This is a genomic window from Bacillus sp. GW823-FHT06A11 (assembly GCF_058795355.1).
This window is the reverse complement of sequence record NZ_JBXAHS010000003.1, coordinates 469,404-487,150: the sequence shown is the minus strand read 5'-3', so window position 1 is coordinate 487,150 and position 17,747 is coordinate 469,404. Positions and strand designations below refer to the sequence as shown.

Genomic DNA, 17,747 nt, shown 5'->3' with positions numbered 1-17,747 from the left:
ATGCGATTTTTTAAGACAATCGGTGAGAAAACGCTGAAATAAGCGGTATTAGTAGGAGGACACAAATGATTACAGTAAGTAACGTTAGTTTGCGTTTCGCGGATCGCAAATTATTTGAAGATGTTAACATAAAATTCACGCCAGGTAACTGCTACGGTTTAATCGGAGCAAACGGTGCTGGTAAATCAACATTTCTAAAGATTTTATCTGGAGAAATTGAACCATCAACAGGTGATATACATATTACGCCAGGTGAGCGTCTAGCAGTATTAAAACAGAACCACTTCGAATATGAAGAGTTCCCAGTATTAGAAACAGTAATTATGGGTCACACGCAACTTTACAAAGTAATGCAAGAGAAAAATGCTATTTACATGAAAGAAGACTTTAGTGATGAAGATGGAATGCGTGCTGCAGAACTTGAAGGTGAGTTCGCTGAGCTTAACGGTTGGGAAGCTGAGTCAGAAGCTGCAATCCTTCTAAAAGGTCTTGGTATTGGTGAAGATCTTCATGACAAAAAATTATCAGAATTGACTGGTGCAGAGAAAGTAAAAGTATTACTTGCTCAAGCATTATTCGGTAAACCTGATATTCTATTACTAGATGAGCCTACCAACCACTTGGACTTAAAAGCGATTCAATGGTTAGAAAACTTCTTAATGAACTTTGAAAATACAGTAATCGTTGTATCCCATGACCGTCACTTCTTAAATAAAGTATGTACGCACATGGCTGATCTTGATTTCGGTAAAATTCAACTTTATGTTGGTAACTATGACTTCTGGTATGAGTCAAGCCAATTAGCTTTAAAATTAACACAAGATGCTAATAAGAAAAAAGAAGAGAAAGTAAAAGAGTTACAAAACTTCATTGCACGCTTTAGCTCAAACGCATCTAAAGCGAAACAAGCAACTTCTCGTAAAAAATTATTAGATAAAATTACATTAGATGATATTAGACCATCATCACGTCGTTACCCATTCGTTGGCTTCACACCTGAGCGTGAAATAGGAAATGACTTATTAACTGTTGAAGGCCTTTCTAAAACAATTGATGGCGAAAAAGTGTTAGATAATGTGTACTTCACTTTAAATAAAGGTGATAAAGTTGCATTTATCGGTCGTAACGATATCGCGATGACAACATTATTTAAAATCCTTATGGGTGAAATGGAGCCAGATAGCGGTTCATTCAAATGGGGTGTTACAACATCTCAATCTTACTTCCCAAGAGATAACTCTAAATACTTTGAGAACAGTGACTATAACTTAGTTGATTGGTTACGCCAATTCTCTCCACAAGATGAGTCAGAAAGCTTCTTACGTGGTTTCTTAGGCCGTATGTTATTCTCAGGTGAAGAAGTTAAGAAGAACGTTTCTGTATTATCTGGAGGCGAAAAAGTTCGTTGTATGTTATCTAAAATGATGTTAAGTGGTGCGAACGTAATCACACTTGACGATCCAACGAACCACTTAGACCTTGAGTCTATCACTGCATTAAACAACGGTTTAATTGCTTTCAAAGGTACAATGTTATTCACATCTCATGACCATCAGTTCGTACAAACAATTGCAAACCGCATTATCGAAGTAACACCAAACGGTGTAATCGATAAAGAGGCAACTTACGATGAGTACTTAGAAAATGAAGAGCTTCAAAAACAAGTAGATGCAATGTACAAAGGTCAATAATATATCATGAAAAAACTCGCTCTTTTTAGAGCGAGTTTTTTTGTCGAGAAAACATAACACCACTGGTGGGGCAAATGAATAATTATTCAAATATAATATTAATGAACATGAGGATTTTTCATGTACGGAAGAGATGTAATGACTTTAAGATTTAGTTGAAGCAGGGGAATGTAAGGTGAGCAATATAATTAAATAACATTATTTTGTCATGTGAAATATGTACCAAAATTGGAGATAGAATAGTTTGCGAATGAGTTTATAAAGGTATATAGTATGGGATGTCATAATTAGTGGATGAATCTTGGGAGAAAACAGGAAATGTTACAAATTTATTTTGTTAAATAGAAACCAAGGTCAAAATGTTTAAAAAGAAATAGTTGAATAAATACTAGCTTCAAATTATAATTACTAATATTCTTCATATAGTTAAATAAAGATAATCTATTTGAAGAAGAAAATTTGAATAGAGAGACAGACTTATAAAAAATAAGCCTTGGATGATTAAAAGAGGTGGAGAAATGAAACAGTTCTTATTAAAGAGCAAAAGTGTGTTAAGCAATCATTTTGGATTCTTTCTGTTTGCCGTTATTTTATTGTGGCTCAAAACGTATGCAGCCTATGTAACGGAATTTAATTTAGGAATTTCAAACACAATCCAAAAATTCTTGCTGTTTTTCAACCCGCTTAGTTCAGCAGTTCTATTTTTAGGACTTGCATTATTTGCAAAAGGGAAACGATCTTATATTTGGTTAATCGTTATCAACTTGTTATTGTCGATTCTTTTATACGCAAACGTAGTTTACTATCGCTTTTTCAGTGACTTTATTACGTTCCCGACATTAACACAAACGAATAACTTTGGAGATTTAGGTGGTAGTATTCTTGCGTTGCTACATCTTTATGATCCACTATACTTCTTAGACACGATTATATTAATTGTGTTAGTCGCAACAAAATTCGTAAATCCAAAACCAATTCGTGTTGCGAAGCATAAATTATCTCTAGTATTTGTAGCAGGTATTTTATTATTCAGTGTTAACTTAGGTCTTGCAGAATCCGACCGTCCTGAATTATTAACAAGAACATTCGATAGAAATTATATTGTGAAATATTTAGGGGCATACAACTATACAATTTACGATGGTATTCAAAGTGCGAAAGCATCAACAGAACGAGCATTAGCTGATGGGGATAATATGACAGAAGTAAGAAATTATTTAACATCAACTTATGCAAGTCCAAATCCTGAGTATTTCGGTAAAGGAAAGGGAATGAACGTAATTTATATTCATTTAGAGTCATTCCAAAACTTCTTAATCGATTACAAATTAAATGGTCAAGAAGTTACACCGTTCTTAAACTCATTTACAAAAGATGCGAATACACTATACTTTGATAACTTCTTCCATCAAACAGGACAAGGGAAAACATCTGATGCGGAGTTTATGTTAGAGAATTCAATGTTTGGTTTACCGCAAGGTTCTGTCTTTACAACGAAATCTCATAATACGTATCAATCAGCACCAGCTATTTTAGGACAACAAGGATACACATCAGCAGTATTCCACGGTAACTACAAAACATTCTGGAACCGTGACGATATTTATAAATCATTTGGTTTTAATAAATTCTTTGATGCGTCATACTATGATATGAATGAAAAAGATGTAGTAAACTACGGATTAAAAGATAAACCGTTCTTTAATGAATCTATTCCGTTATTACAAACGTTGAAACAACCGTTCTATACGAAGTTTATTACGTTATCGAACCATTTCCCTTATCCAATCGATAAGGCAGAAGCAACGATTGAACCAGCGACAACAGGCGATTCATCAGTAGATACGTACTTCCAAACAGCACGCTATTTAGATGAATCTGTAAAAGGTTTCATCGATTACTTGAAACAATCTGGTTTATATGATAACTCAATTATCGTTATGTACGGAGACCATTACGGTATTTCAGATAATCATAACGCAGCAATGTCAAAAGTAATGGGTAAAGAAATGAACTCATTTGAAAATGCACAGTTACAACGTGTGCCTTTAATCGTTCGTGTACCAGGAGTGAAAGGTGGCGTACAACATCAATATGGCGGTGAAATTGACGTTCTTCCTACGTTATTACACTTACTAGGTACAGATACGAAAAACTATGTTCAATTCGGTTCAGATTTATTATCACCAGAGCATAAACAAGTCGTTGCGTTCCGTAACGGTAACTACGTAAGCCCAACTGTTACTGCACTGAACGGCAAATACTATGATACAACAACTGGAAAACCTGTAGAATTTACAGATGAAATAAAGAAAAATGAACAAATGGTTCAAAACTCACTAAAATACTCTGACCAAGTCGTAAATGGTGACTTATTACGATTCTACACACCGGAAGGATTCACTCCAGTAGATCGTTCGAAGTATAACTATAACAATCGTGATAAAAACAAAACGAAGGTAAAAACGACTCCGGAAGGGGAAGCTAAATAAATAATAAAAAGCGTTATTCATATGAATAGCGCTTTTTATTTGTAAATATACCATCATTATTAGACAGAACTAGCTGTTGCTTTTTGTTTTGCCTTTCCGAAGAAAACTACACCGACGATGATAATAATGATAAATGCCCATTTAATGAAAGGGTTACTTTCGAAAAATCCAGCAAACCATTTCTCATCTACAATCATTTTTGCAGCAGTATAAGCTAAAACGGCTGCTCCAATCGTAATGATGACAGGAAAACGATCCACCCATTTTAAAATCAATGTACTGCCCCATACGACTACAGGAATAGAAACTAATAGACCAATGATTACTAAAGAAAAGTTACCATGGGCAGCTCCTGCAACAGCGAGTACATTATCAATGCCCATTAACGCATCAGCGATAATAATGGTTTTAATAGCAGACCAAAATCCTTCTTCGGCTTTAATATCATGATTTTTGCCCTCAGCAATCAACTTGTAAGCGATCCATATAAGAAGTATACCGCCAATTAGGAGTAAACCAGGTATTTTTAATAACCAAACGACAACTAAGGTAGCGAGGGCTCTAATAGCGATTGCCCCGACAGTACCCCATATAATAACTTTTTTTTGTTGGTCTTTCGGTAATCTTCTTGCTGCTAATCCAATTACGATGGCATTATCTCCGGCTAACACTAAATCGATTACAATGATGGCAAGCAAGGCAGACAAATATTCAGATGAGAGAAACTCCATATACATATCACTCCTTATGGTTAATATGTGCTAAAGTGTTGATAATATAAAAAGGGTTGAAATTTTATATTCAATCCATAATTTCTTACTATATTTTGATAAATCTGTTTTAATTTCGTATAAGTCGCTTTTGCAATCTTTTTTGTTTTTCGATTCTTTTTCTTAATTTTCGATTCATCTTTTTAATACGGTTTTCTTTTCTACTATCCCAGTTATCACTTCTGATTTCATTAATAGATGTATCTTCCTTAGCGCGAAAACGCCTTACTTTTTTTACGAAGGAAAGGGGGATGTTGCCGATAACACCTTGTTTTTCTAACGAATCCTCTTTACCTAGACACCAATCAGGATGAGATAATAAATAATCGAAATCAAATATTATCTCGTATTTTTTATCCATATATGTATACCATTCATCTAAAGTACACTTATTTTTTGTATGTAAATATATTGATCCATCAGTCATAGCGCAGCACCAATAGTCAAAATAGCTCCATAGTACCCATTCTTTCGGTACATCTAGTGTTAAAATTACCATTTTTGAATTTGTTCTACCCCAAGCTTTATGATTTCGATTTGGGTAATTATTTGCTTCCCAGACCCAAATAGGATAGTTACCTTCGTAATGAAGCAATCTTGTTTTAGCAACGCGCACCATCCAGTCATATGAATATAAATCGTCTGGATCGATGAATTCTTTATTACTTTCTAAATAACCAAGTTTCTTAAATTGTTTCCAAGCTTCTTCAGTTTGTACTGTATATACGATCATATGGCACCTACTTATTTAAACTGAATTTTAGTATAACATGTGATTTTGAATTTTTATTGATATTAGAGAAGGGGGAATTTGAGTCGAATATACGAGGAGTAATTCCCAAAACGACAAAAAGACTTGATTCCCAGCTAAAGGGAATCAAGTCTTTTCATTACATACGATTATCATGCCAGAAGTTTAATGGGAAATGTTCGTTCTCATTATATGCTTCTAATTCATATCCTTTTTCTTTCAGTCCTTTAATAATTCCAGGTACTGCTTTTACTGATTGTGGATGAATATCATGCATAAGGATAACTTCTGTTGGATTTGTAGCACCATGTAACACGTTCTCTACAATTTTAGCAGATGCAGCATCAACTTGCATTTTGTTGTATTTCCAGTCTAAAGAATCAATTGTCCAATCCCAAACTTTTAAGCCATTTTCTACAACTTTGTTGCGAAGAGCTTCGTTTAATCCTGGCATAGAGCCGTAAGATGGACGAGTTAATACTGGTGATTTACCTAAAACACCAGCGATTAAGCCTTGGTCTTCCTTCATTTCATCTACGTAATGACCTTCTGTGTAAAGTTTCTTGTAGTTATGAGTCATACTGTGCATCCCAACGTAGTGGCCTTCAGCATCTTCGCGTTTTACAAGATCAGGGAAAGCTTTTACGTTTGAACCAATTAGGAAGAATGTTGCTTTTGCATTTTCTTTCTTTAACATATCTAAAAGCTCAGCTGTGTATTTTCCAGGACCATCATCAAATGTTAAATAAGCGACTTTTCTAACTTGCCCGTTATAATGTTTAGGAGCTTCTTTCGGAGCAAGAGATGTTTGAATCTCACTTACAAGTTGAACAGATTTTGCTTCATCCTCTGTACTAGCTAGAGCAGTATGTATTGATCCCAAAGCCGCTTCGTATGTGAATAATACCCCCGCACAAACTAACATAGCCCTTTTTACTAAAGTTGTCATTCGAATTCCATTGTGCATAATTTTCCTTCTCTCTATAAAAGTTCTACTCTACTATATTAGCAATTATAGGTAGGGAAATGCAAAAAAACTTTTTTACAAGTGTAAAAAAGTTTATTCAAAAGTATGCAAGATTTTATATCAATTGCAGTTTTGAAAAATAGGATGAATTTAAACTTTATTATTTAAACTTTCAATCATCAAATTTAAATCTTCTAATAAGGATGCATGCGCTTTTTTAGGAGAACCTGTATCAAAGGGAGGCTGAGGGTCGTATTCTAACATGAGTTGAACTGCTTTGCTTTTTTCATCTCCAAATTCCCAAGCTATTAACTGAAGGGCCATATCAATACCTGCAGATACACCAGCAGCTGTTATAATTTTTTCATGGCGCACGAATCTCTCTTCAGTTGGAATAGCTCCGAGAGAACGAAGTAAGTTAAAACAGCTCCAATGACTAGTAGCATTAACACCATTTAGTAGACCAGTAGCACCTAAGATTAAGGAGCCCGTACATACAGTTGTAGTCCACTTTGTCGTTTTATGTATTTGGAGAATCCAATTAAGAGTTTCTTCATCCTTCATAAGTTGTGTAAAGTTTGGTGGACGACATCCGGGAATAATAAGAATATCTGCTGAAGTAATTTCATTAAAATTGTAATCAGCATGTAAATAGCCCATTTTCGAATCTAATTTTATTAATCCCTTCGTTTTAGCAACAAATTTTATGTTGTTGTTGCTTTCTGCAGCAAATACTTCGTATGGACCAATAGCATCTAATGCAGTAATTCCATCATAGAGCATAATAACGATTTCCATTAAAACCTCTCCTTTATTTGTTACGAATTGAATCTAGTAACGATAAGGAAGATAAAATTATTGAATATTCTTTTATCGTTACTTTAAATATACTATACCCCTAATGTGTATCGCTTAGTGCAACTGTGTCAAAGGTGTGACGAAATCTATGAATAGGTTCATTTATTTTGAAAAGATGTATTCACTTATTTAATGGGTAAAAGTTTAATTTACTTGGAATTTCTATTAAAAACGATATGCAACTTTCACAGAAAGAAGAAATGAAAAATATAGTACTTAGGCTAAAGTCTTAAAACGAAAGGAGACTAATCATACTTTCGTATCATTTCATTTTCGTTCCAATTATTGATTCGAATATTTTTGTTTTTTATTAAAATATTGGTAAAGAAACAATTACATGAAAAAAGGAGTGGGAATATGGATAATTATATTTGCACTACATGTGGAGTACAGTATCCCGAAAATGAAGAAGCACCTTCTCGCTGTAAAATTTGTAATGAGGAAAGACAATATGTTAATCCAATTGGGCAGTCATGGACAACATTAGAAACGATGCAAAATAGCAATTTATACAAAAACGAAATAATAAAAGAAGAAAGCGGTTTGTATAGCATTACTACTAAACCTAAATTTGCGATTGGACAAACAGCATTTTTAATACAAAGTAAAACTCTAAATGTTATGTGGGATTGCATTAGTTATTTAGATGATAAAACGATACAACGTATATATGATTTAGGTGGTATTCAAGCAATAGCACTTTCTCATCCACATTATTACTCTACACAAGTTAAATGGGCGGAAACATTCAATGTACCTATTTATATTCATGAAGATGATAAAGAGTGGGTGGTTCGTCCGAGTAAGCAAATTAAATTTTGGTCTGGGGAGCATCTGATATTATCGGAAGAACTTACATTGCATCGCTTAGGAGGCCATTTTAAGGGGGGAACTGTTCTACATTGGAAAGACGGTAATGAAGGGAAAGGCATTTTGTTATCAGGTGATATTATACAAGTAGTTTCGGATCGAAAATGGGTAAGTTTTATGTATAGTTATCCCAATCTCATTCCATTACCAGCGAATAAAGTTAGAGATATGGCAGAGAAGGTAAAAGATATCCAATTTAGTCGACTATATAATGCATTTCATGGTGTGGTGGAAGATGCGAATAAAGCTGTACAAAGATCTGCTGATCGGTATATAAAGGCCCTGCAAGGAGAACTATTTCATACGTAATAGCTTGTAATTCATCTCTACATTTATATAACTAATTTTATATGAATTTTATACTAAAGTCCTATTGTTTATTAACTAATAGGTCTTTCAACTTAGGAAGTTCACACTAATGAGGGATGTTAAAGGGAATATATGTAACCTATACTAATTACTATAAAGCTTTGGAAAATGAAAAGGAGGAGATTTGCATGAAGAATTGGGTTCAATTTAGAATTGCAAGACCAACAGATAAATTTGAAGAAGTGATAAATTTTTATGAAACAGGATTAGGTTTAAAACGTATAGGGGAATTTCACAATCATGAAGGATATGATGGGGTTATGTTTGGCTTACCAGATGAAGAGTATCATTTGGAGTTTACTACACATGTTAATGGAAGTCCATGTCCGGCACCGACAAAAGATAATTTACTAGTTTTTTATATGCCTAATAAAGATGAAATTGAAAAGATAGTGAATCGATTAAGTAATATGGGCTATCATGAGGTGGAGCCAGAGAACCCGTATTGGATAGAGAAAGGAACCACAATAGAGGATCCAGATGGTTGGAGAATTGTGCTTATGAATGCATCTGAATAAAGAAACTATTTTCATATGAAATAGAGTGTAACAAAATGATTTAGACATAAATCCCTACAGTGTTTGTAGGGATTTTTATATAAGAAGATCTTATTGAGAGAGTTATTAAAATGTAGAAAGTATTTTTGGCTGAGAACAAATGTAATAAACATAATTTATGAAGGAGGTATAAAAGTATGATAGTAAACCATTTTGAAGCGTTTTCTAAACATGTTGGAAATACACCTCTCATGAAATTAAAATGCGAAGAAACGAAGGACCTTTCTATCTATGCTAAATGTGAATGGCACAATCCTACAGGATCGATTAAGGATAGGGCAGCACTTGGAATGATTAATAAATATTTACAAGAAGCGGACAAAAAACAAAATATTTTAGAGTATAGTGGTGGAAGCTTAGCGAGGTCAATTGGGTGTATTTGTAATTATTTAGGGATTCAATGCACGTTAGTTTTAAGTTCTGGAACCGGTAAATCTCTATTAAATGAACTTGATCGTTATGGTGCTAACGTAATCTTAGTTGATAAATGTAAAGGGTTCTACGCAGTAATTGAGAAAACAGTAGAGATTAGTAAACAAAATCCAGAATTATACTTTTTATTCCAACATTATAATAATGCAAATCTAGTAAGTCATATAGAAGGTACAGGGCGAGAAATTATTGCACAAATGATTGGAAAACCAATACATGCATGGGTAGCATCTGCTGGTACTGGTGGAACTCTAATGGGAGTCTATACAGCAATAAAGAATTATACAAAAAATGTTGAACTACATTTAGTAATGCCTGCTGAATTGCCTTATGGTTCGGAACAACCACCAAATGATTTAAAGAAATATGCTGGATCAGGTGGGTTCGGCTTAGGAAGGAAACAACATTTCATAGAACAGGAAGAAAATTTGATAGAAAAACAATGGACTTATTCATATGAAGATACCCTGTATGAAATGGCACGTTTTTACAAAGATACTGGTATAAAAATAGGAACTTCTGCGGCAGCGAATTTATTAGCAGCTAAACAAATTGGGAAAGAAAAAGGTGCGAATTTTAATGTAGTTACAGTTTTTCCGGACGCAGGGTCAATAGAAGAGTGGTCAGATGTAAAAAATTTAGTTGAAGAAATAGGTGATTGAGAGGACCATTAAAAGTTCTTTCGTAGTTTATATCTTATTCTACGCAAAATTGATACCATCAAAAAACTGTATGTTTAACATGTACAGTTTTTTAATGGTATAGCTGTGCAATGTTTAGAAATTTCACATACCGTATTTTAAAAATAAATATAGGAAAAATAAAAAGTAATGTAGAATATATCGTACATACATATATACAGTCAACATAAAAGATAAAGAGGTGGGTATATGTTACTTGAGGAAGTAATGCAGCAACTAGAGGAATATGGAACAGAACAAAATCGAAAAACGTATAAAAACCACGGAGCGAAAGAGCCATTATTCGGAGTTAGTTTTGCGAATCTAAAATTGTTAAAAAAGAAAATAAAAAAAGATCACGATTTAGCAGTTGAATTGTGGGAAACAAAAAATATGGACGCGATGACATTAGCAACTTATATTTTAGACCCGAAGAATATAACAGCAGAACAGCTTAATAGTTGGGTTCAGGATGTTGATTATTACTGTTTAATGGATGTTTTTATGACATCTATATGTACTTCGCCAATTGCAATAGAAAGAATGAAAGAGTGGACAAAGTCTAATGATGAATGGATTGGAAGAGCTGGCTGGTCTTTATTAGCAAATATATCGATTAAAAATAAAGCGTTACATGATGATTTCTTCTCTCCATACTTAGAAGAGATTAAAGAAAATATACATAATGAAAAAAATAGAAAAAAAGAAGCGATGAATAGTGCTTTAATCGCAATAGGAATTCGTAATGAAGACTTAGAGCGACAAGCGATTGAAATTGCACGTGAAATTGGAAAAGTAGAGGTTGATCACGGTACAACATCATGTAAAACACCAGATGCAGAAAGCTATATAAAAAAAGCGAGAGAAAGAGCTGAAAAAAAGAAAATGAAATAAGAAAAGAGGAACGGCTATGAAACCAATTGAAGCAGCACAAAGCATAATTACATCACAATTTCCGAATTGTGATGTAGCTTTACTCGGTGGAAGCGTTGCACGAGGAGAAGCGACAAAAACATCTGATCTTGATATTGTAATAGTTGACCAAAGTTTAACTTCTTGTTATAGAGAATCTTTCTATAGTAATGGATGGCCTGTTGAGGTGTTTGTTCATAATTTTACAACATATAAAGCCTTTTTCAAAATGGATTGTGATCGAGGGAGACCGTCGTTACCACAATTAGTTTCAGAAGGGGTTGCATTAAAAGGGGAAAAGGAAATTGTTGAGAAATTAAAAAAAGAAGCGAATGATTTACTACATAAAGGACCAGCTAAATGGACCGAAGATACGATTAAGCAGAAGCGATATTTTATTACGGATATTTTAGATGACTTTATTGGTGCAACAAAAAGAGAAGAAGAATTGTTTATCGCTAATTTATTAGCGGATTTAGTACATGAATATGTATTAAGAGTAAATGGTAGGTGGCTTGGGAGTTCAAAATGGTTTATTAGAGTGCTAAGAAGATATGATGGGCAATATGCAAACAAATTTGTAGCGGCTTTTGATCATTTTTATAAAACGGGAGAGAAAAATGAATTAATTCATTTTATAGAAATGACGTTAGAACAGTATGGTGGAAGAGTGTTCGAAGGATTTTCTATTGGTAAATAAAAAGGGGAGAGAAAAATGAATGTACCATATGTTCAATTAAGAGAATTGACATTAGATGATGTAGAAGATCGCTATCAATGGTCGTTAGATAGAGATGTAACAAAGCATTTAGTCGTACCAGACCAATATCCTCCGTTCACTCGTGGAGATACGAGAATCTGGATTGAAGCTTGTATAAGCCGAAAAAATGGTTATGAACAAAGGGCGATCGTTACTGAGAAAGGTATACATATTGGATGGGTAGATCTTAAAAATTTTGATAAAACAAATAAAAATGCAGAACTAGGAATTGCGATTGGAAATAAAGACTATTGGGGGAAAGGATTTGGAATGGCAGCTCTAAACAGCATGTTACAAATAGGTTTTTCCCAGTTTGAATTGGAGAAAATTTGGTTACGTGTAGATGAAGATAATACACAAGCTAAAAAGAGTTATGAAAATGCCGGATTTGTATGCGAAGGGTTAATGAGAAATGATCGATTGAGACAGGGGAAGTTCATTCATCGCTATCGTTACAGTATATTAAAAGAAGAGTATGAATCAAAAAATAATCACCTATAAAAATATTATGTCAATTAAAAAGGGGAAGATAAAATGATTCGATTACTTACAAAAGCGGATGCAAAACAATATTGGGAGTTACGTTTACAAGCACTACAAGTAAATCCAGAAGCATTTGTAACGACTTATGAAGAAGCAGTACGTCAAGAAAACCCTCTTGAACGCGTTGCTAGTAATCTTTCATCCAACAGTAGTTTTACATTTGGTGCTTTTAATAATGAAAATCGTTTAGTTGGGGTTGTTACTTTATTAACAGAAGAAAAGGACGCATATAAGCATAAAGGGCATATCGTTGCAATGTATGTAGATACTGAAAATCGAAGAAGTGGTCTTGCACGTGATTTAATACGTAAAGCAATTGAAAGGGCAAAAGAGATGAAGCTAGAGCAATTGAACTTAGGGGTTGTGTCAACGAACGAATCAGCCAAACGATTATATGAATCAATGGGATTTAAAACGTACGGAATTGAAAAAAGGGCTATAAAAATGAATGGTGTGTATAGTGATGATGAACATATGGTGTTGTTCTTTTAAGAGATGAAGTTTTGTATGAAAAAGGGGAAAATGCGACTATAAGATGGGGAATTTGGCATATAGCAGATCATAATCGGTATCATCAAGCACATATAAGTCGATTGAGGAAATTATATAGAGAATATAAACTACATATTCTTTAATTTTTGAATAAACAAACGCCCCTAAATAATAATTAAAGGAGGCGTTTATTTTTATTCGTTTGTTTTTCTTCCCAAGCTATCATTAAATTTTTATGATAATCTTTTGGTTTTTCAATAGAAAACCAGTAAATTGAATGTGCAATAGTTGGTAGCCATCTTTTATGGCGGATTCGTATATTTTCATGGTGAGTATAGTGGGTCGAGATTAAGGTAGATTTTGACCCTTGAAAATTTTGGTATGTAATATCCTTGATTTCATACCAATACACTTTATTCCCATGCAAATCTACTACAATTCTTTCATCATCCCAATAGGAACCTATATCGTTTGCACGTGTTTTCCATAAGGTTAGGGCATACTTTAGTAGCCATAAGGAGAAAAATATTGAAATAATTCCTAGTAAATCAAATTCTTCCATTAAAGATAAAACACTTATTAGAAGGAAAACAACTCCGAAAGAAAGTACAAATAAAATAGATTGTATAGAGGCTCTGTATATTTTCAGTATTATCACATCCATAGAAGTAACTTATTTTTAAAATTATTTCTGTTTAATGTTTTTATATTAAGTATAATAAATGAATGTATTATTATCTTTTTCATTGCAAGTGAATGGAAAGTGAAATGTAAGTTTGTATGTAGATTTTTCATCGCGTATACTAAAATATATGTTATAGAGATTAAAAATTAAATACAAGGGGTTTTACGATGAAAGCAATTGTTATAGGGATACTGGCATCATTTTTCTTTGCCTTTACCTTTGTTTTAAACCGGGCAATGGACTTAGAAGGTGGAAGCTGGATTTGGAGTGCATCATTACGGTATTATTTTATGGTTCCAATGCTATTACTTATTGTTATGTATAGAGGGAACTTAAAGCAACTCTTTCAATATATGAAAAACAATCCGAAAGAATGGTTAGTATGGAGTATCGTTGGATTTGGTCTCTTTTATGCACCGCTTAGTTTTGCTGGAGCGTTCGGACCAGGTTGGCTCGTTGCATCAACATGGCAAATTACAATCGTTGCAGGGATTTTGTTAACACCATTTTTTGCGGTGGATCCACTACATAAAAAACTTCCAATGAAGGAATTAGTTATGTCGGGCATTATTTTATTCGGTGTTGTTCTCATGCAAGTAGAACATGCTTCTTCATTAGGTATTCGTGAAACCGTTTTATGTGTAGTTCCTGTACTTATTGCAGCATTTGCGTATCCTCTTGGAAATCGAAAAATGATGCAAGTTTGTAAAGGGGAATTAGATGTATTTCAGCGAGTACTCGGTATGACATTAGCAAGTTTACCATTTTGGTTTTTATTATCTGGTTACGAAGTATCAACTGGCGGATTACCGTCAAGTAACCAAGTTTTTCAATGTTTTATTGTAGCAGTTAGTTCTGGGTTAATCGCGACAATATTATTTTTCTTTGCAACAGATCTTGTGAAAGATGATCCACAAAAACTAGCAACAGTGGAAGCGACGCAGTCTGGTGAAGTTTTATTTGCGCTAGTAGGAGAGCTGATATGGTTATCTGCACCAATTCCGTCATCTTTATCTTGGGTTGGTATGAGTCTCGTTATTATTGGAATGATACTTCATAGTTATGTGGCTGTCGTTGTAAAAAAAGAAGAAAAAATAACGGCGTAATGAGATTAGCTCTTTTTATTAAGAGTTAGTCTTTTTTCATAGAAAGGGATGAAAATATGAATTTACAGCGTGTTGAACAAATTGAAAAAGATTCAATATTAAATGTGCTACAATATGCCGTCGGTCCAAATGAAATAAGCTTAAAGAAGGCAGTAATATTTTATCAAAGTAATAAAGGGACTTTGTACAAATATGAAGAAAAAGCTTGTATAGGTATTGAAGTAATCGGAGCAACTAAAGCACGAGTATGTCATATAGCAGTGGCTTCAGATTATCGTCAAAAAGGAATTGCACTGCAAATGATTAAAGAAGTGGTAAAGATATATCAATTGACTTATATAGAAGCAGAGACAGATGATGGGGCGGTAGAATTTTATAAAAGAATTGGTTTTCAAGTTAAAAGTTTAGGAGAAAAATATACGGGAATCGAAAGATTTCATTGTTATTTGGAAAAATAGTATAAAAATATGCATATGGAGTATAGCTTGAAAAAATAAGATTTACATTTTTCTTCATTTAATAAAACTCTCGCTCATCATTCTCTACGATTTTAATAAAGTTTTGAGGCTTCAGTACACCCATATACATATTTTTGTAGTAATGAATATGATTAAGTTAAAAATTAAGAAAAATATGATAATATATTTATATAAAAGTTTAAATTTACGTGGCTAGTGAGGGAACCAATATGAAAATGAATGAAATAGTAGCAAGCACACAATTTCCAAATACAATCGAAACAATAACAAAAGATTTAAAAGCATTAGGAATCGAAAAAGGAATGACAATTATCGTTCATTCATCACTAAGTTCTATCGGATGGATATCTGGTGGTGCGGTTGCTGTAGTAGAAGCATTAATGAAAGTTGTTACGGAAGAAGGAACGATAATAATGCCAACGCAATCTTCGGATTTGTCTGATCCGAAACATTGGTCAAGACCACCTGTACCGGAAGACTGGTGGCAAATTATCCGAGATAACGTCCCTGCATTTGATTCACGTATAACCCCAACAAGGGGAATGGGTGAAATAGTTGAATGTTTTCGTACATATCCGAATGTAGTACGTAGTAATCATCCGTTAGGAAGTTTTGCTGCATGGGGAAAACATGCAGTAGAAATAACAATGAACCATTCATTATCAATGAGCTTTGGAGAAGAATCTCCATTAAGAAAAATATACGATTTAGACGGGTACGTATTATTAATTGGTGTTGGATATGATTCAAATACGTCTGTTCATTTATCCGAGGTGCGTACTGGTGCATGTGAGTTAATACAAGTAGGAGCACCTATTATAGAAAACGGTGAAAGAGTGTGGAAAGAGTTTGTTGAAATGGATTACGAATCTGAGAAGTTTGTAGAAATTGGTGTTGAGTTTGAGCGAAAAGGAACTGTAAAAAATGGGAAGATAGGGAATGCAACGTGTCGTCTAATGAAACAGCGTGATATAGTTGACTTTGGAACAGAATGGTTTCGTAAGAAAAATTAGTAAGGGATGGTTACAATGAAAGGGAAAAAGGTATTAATTACGAGCGGTGGTTGTCTAGAAAAATGGGATCAAGTACGCGGGCATACGAATATGGCTAAAGGTACAATCGGAAGGATAATCGCAGAAGAACTTCTAGCTAAAGGGGCACATGTTATATATTTACACGGTTATTTTGCGGAGAAACCGAGCGATGTACATAGAGGGTTAGAATTACATCCATTTGAAGGGATTGTTGATTTACAAGATAAAATGAAAAGTATCATCACACATGAAAAGGTTGATGCGGTTATTATGGCAGCGGCTGGATCAGATTGGATTGTGGAGAAGATCTGTGATCAAGATGGTAATGTTCTTAATATGAACGGAAAAATTTCAAGTGATATTGCACCGATTATTCACTTTCAAAAGGCTCCAAAAGTATTAAAACAAATAAAAGAATGGGACCCAGAAACAGTACTTATTGGTTTTAAACTTGAAAGTGATTTAAATGAAGAAGAACTGTTTGAAAGAGCGAAAAATAGAATGAAAGAAGCAAGGGCGAATGTAATGATTGCGAATTCACCACATTCTTTATATTCGCGCGGAGCTGTGCATTATGTAATTGGACAAGATGGTAAAGGGAAGTTGTGTAATGGGAAAGATGAAACAGCGAAAGAAATTGTCAAAAGCTTAGAGGTATTATGTAATCGTGTCACTGCTTTTTAAAATTAAGTTTTTAGATAAGAATGAATCCGCATAGTAATAAGTAAGCGAAACTTTAATTGGTGGGAATTTTACTTTTACACGAATGTGAAGCGTATATCAATCAAGAGCTATACACAGAATAATTGGTGAGGAGTGGATTCTATGGAACATTTATTAAAGCAAGCTATTAAACTTAGAAACGAAAAGAAATATGCGCAGTCTAAAGAGATGCTTATAGGATTAACAAACTTTACAAAGGATGCAGAAGTACTGTATCAGTGTGCGTGGATACATGATGTAATGGGGCTAGAAACAGAAGCAGTTCCGTATTATGAGCAGGCAATCGCAAATGGACTTGATGGCGAATCCCTTTGCGGTGCTTATATTGGTCTAGGAAGTACATATCGTTGTATAGGGGAATATGAAAAGGCAATTACAGTATTAGAAGCTGGGGTGAAAAAATTCCCAGAGAACGATCCGATGAAAGTATTTTTATCATTAGCAAAATATAACGTAAACGATCACGAGTCAGCGATGAAATTATTACTTGAAACTGTCGTGAAAGTAGAGGAAGTAAAAGAATTTGAACGTGCCATTTCATTTTATAAAGACCACTTAAATGAGGTTTTTAAATAA

The 17,747-nt window shown here is 33.9% G+C and carries 19 protein-coding genes and 1 pseudogene; 15 read left to right on the top strand and 5 right to left on the bottom strand.

All coding sequences use genetic code 11. The features are described from left to right. The first annotated feature begins 65 nt into the window (after window positions 1–65). Both AC1Q8L_RS16735 and ltaS read left to right on the top strand, forming a co-directional pair. A complete protein-coding gene (locus AC1Q8L_RS16735; RefSeq protein ID WP_000633860.1) occupies window positions 66–1,691 on the top strand; it encodes an ABC-F family ATP-binding cassette domain-containing protein in 1,626 nt (541 codons plus the stop codon). 518 nt (window positions 1,692–2,209) lie between these two features. Then, entirely contained in the window at window positions 2,210–4,183 is a 1,974-nt protein-coding gene (gene ltaS / locus AC1Q8L_RS16730) for a lipoteichoic acid synthase (RefSeq protein WP_000808777.1), read from the top strand. 59 nt (window positions 4,184–4,242) lie between these two features. Here ltaS and AC1Q8L_RS16725 read toward each other — a convergent pair whose 3' ends face one another. The 4 genes from AC1Q8L_RS16725 to AC1Q8L_RS16710 all read right to left on the bottom strand — a co-directional run bounded on the left by AC1Q8L_RS16725 (window position 4,243) and on the right by AC1Q8L_RS16710 (window position 7,469). Beyond that, a complete protein-coding gene (locus AC1Q8L_RS16725) occupies window positions 4,243–4,914 on the bottom strand; it encodes a TerC family protein (RefSeq protein WP_000395169.1) in 672 nt (223 codons plus the stop codon). A gap of 109 nt (window positions 4,915–5,023) precedes the next feature. Continuing rightward, window positions 5,024–5,686, bottom strand: a complete 663-nt coding sequence (locus AC1Q8L_RS16720; RefSeq protein WP_016512662.1) for a DUF3841 domain-containing protein — start codon at window positions 5,684–5,686, stop codon at window positions 5,024–5,026. A gap of 157 nt (window positions 5,687–5,843) precedes the next feature. Next, on the bottom strand, window positions 5,844–6,671 hold the full coding sequence (locus AC1Q8L_RS16715) for a peptidoglycan-N-acetylglucosamine deacetylase (RefSeq protein WP_000551446.1): 828 nt from the start codon (window positions 6,669–6,671) through the stop codon (window positions 5,844–5,846). A 150-nt stretch (window positions 6,672–6,821) separates the two neighbouring features. Then, window positions 6,822–7,469: a DJ-1/PfpI family protein gene (locus AC1Q8L_RS16710; RefSeq protein ID WP_000407025.1), complete on the bottom strand. Its 648-nt coding sequence runs from the start codon at window positions 7,467–7,469 to the stop codon at window positions 6,822–6,824. A 417-nt stretch (window positions 7,470–7,886) separates the two neighbouring features. Between AC1Q8L_RS16710 and AC1Q8L_RS16705 the strand changes: the two genes are divergently transcribed. The 8 genes and pseudogenes from AC1Q8L_RS16705 to AC1Q8L_RS16670 all read left to right on the top strand — a co-directional run. Continuing rightward, window positions 7,887–8,708: an MBL fold metallo-hydrolase gene (locus AC1Q8L_RS16705; protein WP_025118024.1), complete on the top strand. Its 822-nt coding sequence runs from the start codon at window positions 7,887–7,889 to the stop codon at window positions 8,706–8,708. A 188-nt stretch (window positions 8,709–8,896) separates the two neighbouring features. Next, complete coding sequence (locus AC1Q8L_RS16700) at window positions 8,897–9,286, top strand: VOC family protein (protein WP_000800663.1); 390 nt, start codon at window positions 8,897–8,899, stop codon at window positions 9,284–9,286. Between the two features lie 176 nt (window positions 9,287–9,462). Next, the gene (locus AC1Q8L_RS16695) at window positions 9,463–10,419 is read left to right on the top strand and encodes a PLP-dependent cysteine synthase family protein (protein WP_086387416.1); all 957 of its coding nucleotides are present in this window, start codon (window positions 9,463–9,465) and stop codon (window positions 10,417–10,419) included. Between the two features lie 228 nt (window positions 10,420–10,647). After that, window positions 10,648–11,331 (top strand): DNA alkylation repair protein, encoded by a 684-nt coding sequence (locus AC1Q8L_RS16690; protein WP_000923452.1) that lies wholly within the window; start codon window positions 10,648–10,650, stop codon window positions 11,329–11,331. A 16-nt stretch (window positions 11,332–11,347) separates the two neighbouring features. Then, entirely contained in the window at window positions 11,348–12,049 is a 702-nt protein-coding gene (locus tag AC1Q8L_RS16685) for a nucleotidyltransferase domain-containing protein (protein WP_016512664.1), read from the top strand. A gap of 15 nt (window positions 12,050–12,064) precedes the next feature. Beyond that, window positions 12,065–12,610, top strand: a complete 546-nt coding sequence (locus AC1Q8L_RS16680) for a GNAT family N-acetyltransferase (protein ID WP_001102494.1) — start codon at window positions 12,065–12,067, stop codon at window positions 12,608–12,610. Window positions 12,611–12,643: 33 nt separating this feature from the next. Beyond that, window positions 12,644–13,144, top strand: a complete 501-nt coding sequence (locus AC1Q8L_RS16675) for a GNAT family N-acetyltransferase (protein WP_025118021.1) — start codon at window positions 12,644–12,646, stop codon at window positions 13,142–13,144. After that, a pseudogene (locus AC1Q8L_RS16670) lies at window positions 13,141–13,287 on the top strand (DinB family protein); the annotation flags it as partial. The gene AC1Q8L_RS16675 and the pseudogene AC1Q8L_RS16670, both read left to right, overlap by 4 nt. A gap of 32 nt (window positions 13,288–13,319) precedes the next feature. On the opposite strand, the gene AC1Q8L_RS16665 reads toward AC1Q8L_RS16670, so the two are convergent. Then, a complete protein-coding gene (locus AC1Q8L_RS16665) occupies window positions 13,320–13,706 on the bottom strand; it encodes a hypothetical protein (RefSeq protein ID WP_232733576.1) in 387 nt (128 codons plus the stop codon). Between the two features lie 290 nt (window positions 13,707–13,996). Between AC1Q8L_RS16665 and AC1Q8L_RS16660 the strand changes: the two genes are divergently transcribed. The 5 genes from AC1Q8L_RS16660 to AC1Q8L_RS16640 all read left to right on the top strand — a co-directional run bounded on the left by AC1Q8L_RS16660 (window position 13,997) and on the right by AC1Q8L_RS16640 (window position 17,747). Continuing rightward, window positions 13,997–14,935, top strand: coding sequence for a DMT family transporter (locus AC1Q8L_RS16660; RefSeq protein ID WP_000644593.1), 939 nt, complete (start codon window positions 13,997–13,999; stop codon window positions 14,933–14,935). Window positions 14,936–14,991: 56 nt separating this feature from the next. Next, on the top strand, window positions 14,992–15,393 hold the full coding sequence (locus AC1Q8L_RS16655; protein WP_025118020.1) for a GNAT family N-acetyltransferase: 402 nt from the start codon (window positions 14,992–14,994) through the stop codon (window positions 15,391–15,393). Between the two features lie 230 nt (window positions 15,394–15,623). Next, window positions 15,624–16,427, top strand: a complete 804-nt coding sequence (locus AC1Q8L_RS16650; protein ID WP_000783341.1) for an AAC(3) family N-acetyltransferase — start codon at window positions 15,624–15,626, stop codon at window positions 16,425–16,427. Window positions 16,428–16,442: 15 nt separating this feature from the next. Next, on the top strand, window positions 16,443–17,132 hold the full coding sequence (locus tag AC1Q8L_RS16645; protein ID WP_000676727.1) for a phosphopantothenoylcysteine decarboxylase domain-containing protein: 690 nt from the start codon (window positions 16,443–16,445) through the stop codon (window positions 17,130–17,132). Between the two features lie 141 nt (window positions 17,133–17,273). Then, on the top strand, window positions 17,274–17,747 hold the full coding sequence (locus AC1Q8L_RS16640) for a tetratricopeptide repeat protein (RefSeq protein WP_000400637.1): 474 nt from the start codon (window positions 17,274–17,276) through the stop codon (window positions 17,745–17,747).

Coding starts and splice junctions, on each gene's coding strand:
- AC1Q8L_RS16655 (WP_025118020.1), top strand. CDS start 14,992: ATGAATTTACAGCGTGTTGAACAAATTGAAAAAGATTCAATATTAAAT.
- AC1Q8L_RS16705 (WP_025118024.1), top strand. CDS start 7,887: ATGGATAATTATATTTGCACTACATGTGGAGTACAGTATCCCGAAAAT.
- AC1Q8L_RS16650 (WP_000783341.1), top strand. CDS start 15,624: ATGAAAATGAATGAAATAGTAGCAAGCACACAATTTCCAAATACAATC.
- AC1Q8L_RS16645 (WP_000676727.1), top strand. CDS start 16,443: ATGAAAGGGAAAAAGGTATTAATTACGAGCGGTGGTTGTCTAGAAAAA.
- AC1Q8L_RS16690 (WP_000923452.1), top strand. CDS start 10,648: ATGTTACTTGAGGAAGTAATGCAGCAACTAGAGGAATATGGAACAGAA.
- AC1Q8L_RS16725 (WP_000395169.1), bottom strand. CDS start 4,914: ATGGAGTTTCTCTCATCTGAATATTTGTCTGCCTTGCTTGCCATCATT.
- ltaS (WP_000808777.1), top strand. CDS start 2,210: ATGAAACAGTTCTTATTAAAGAGCAAAAGTGTGTTAAGCAATCATTTT.
- AC1Q8L_RS16700 (WP_000800663.1), top strand. CDS start 8,897: ATGAAGAATTGGGTTCAATTTAGAATTGCAAGACCAACAGATAAATTT.
- AC1Q8L_RS16665 (WP_232733576.1), bottom strand. CDS start 13,706: ATGGAAGAATTTGATTTACTAGGAATTATTTCAATATTTTTCTCCTTA.
- AC1Q8L_RS16685 (WP_016512664.1), top strand. CDS start 11,348: ATGAAACCAATTGAAGCAGCACAAAGCATAATTACATCACAATTTCCG.
- AC1Q8L_RS16695 (WP_086387416.1), top strand. CDS start 9,463: ATGATAGTAAACCATTTTGAAGCGTTTTCTAAACATGTTGGAAATACA.
- AC1Q8L_RS16680 (WP_001102494.1), top strand. CDS start 12,065: ATGAATGTACCATATGTTCAATTAAGAGAATTGACATTAGATGATGTA.
- AC1Q8L_RS16735 (WP_000633860.1), top strand. CDS start 66: ATGATTACAGTAAGTAACGTTAGTTTGCGTTTCGCGGATCGCAAATTA.
- AC1Q8L_RS16675 (WP_025118021.1), top strand. CDS start 12,644: ATGATTCGATTACTTACAAAAGCGGATGCAAAACAATATTGGGAGTTA.
- AC1Q8L_RS16720 (WP_016512662.1), bottom strand. CDS start 5,686: ATGATCGTATATACAGTACAAACTGAAGAAGCTTGGAAACAATTTAAG.
- AC1Q8L_RS16640 (WP_000400637.1), top strand. CDS start 17,274: ATGGAACATTTATTAAAGCAAGCTATTAAACTTAGAAACGAAAAGAAA.
- AC1Q8L_RS16715 (WP_000551446.1), bottom strand. CDS start 6,671: ATGCACAATGGAATTCGAATGACAACTTTAGTAAAAAGGGCTATGTTA.
- AC1Q8L_RS16710 (WP_000407025.1), bottom strand. CDS start 7,469: ATGGAAATCGTTATTATGCTCTATGATGGAATTACTGCATTAGATGCT.
- AC1Q8L_RS16660 (WP_000644593.1), top strand. CDS start 13,997: ATGAAAGCAATTGTTATAGGGATACTGGCATCATTTTTCTTTGCCTTT.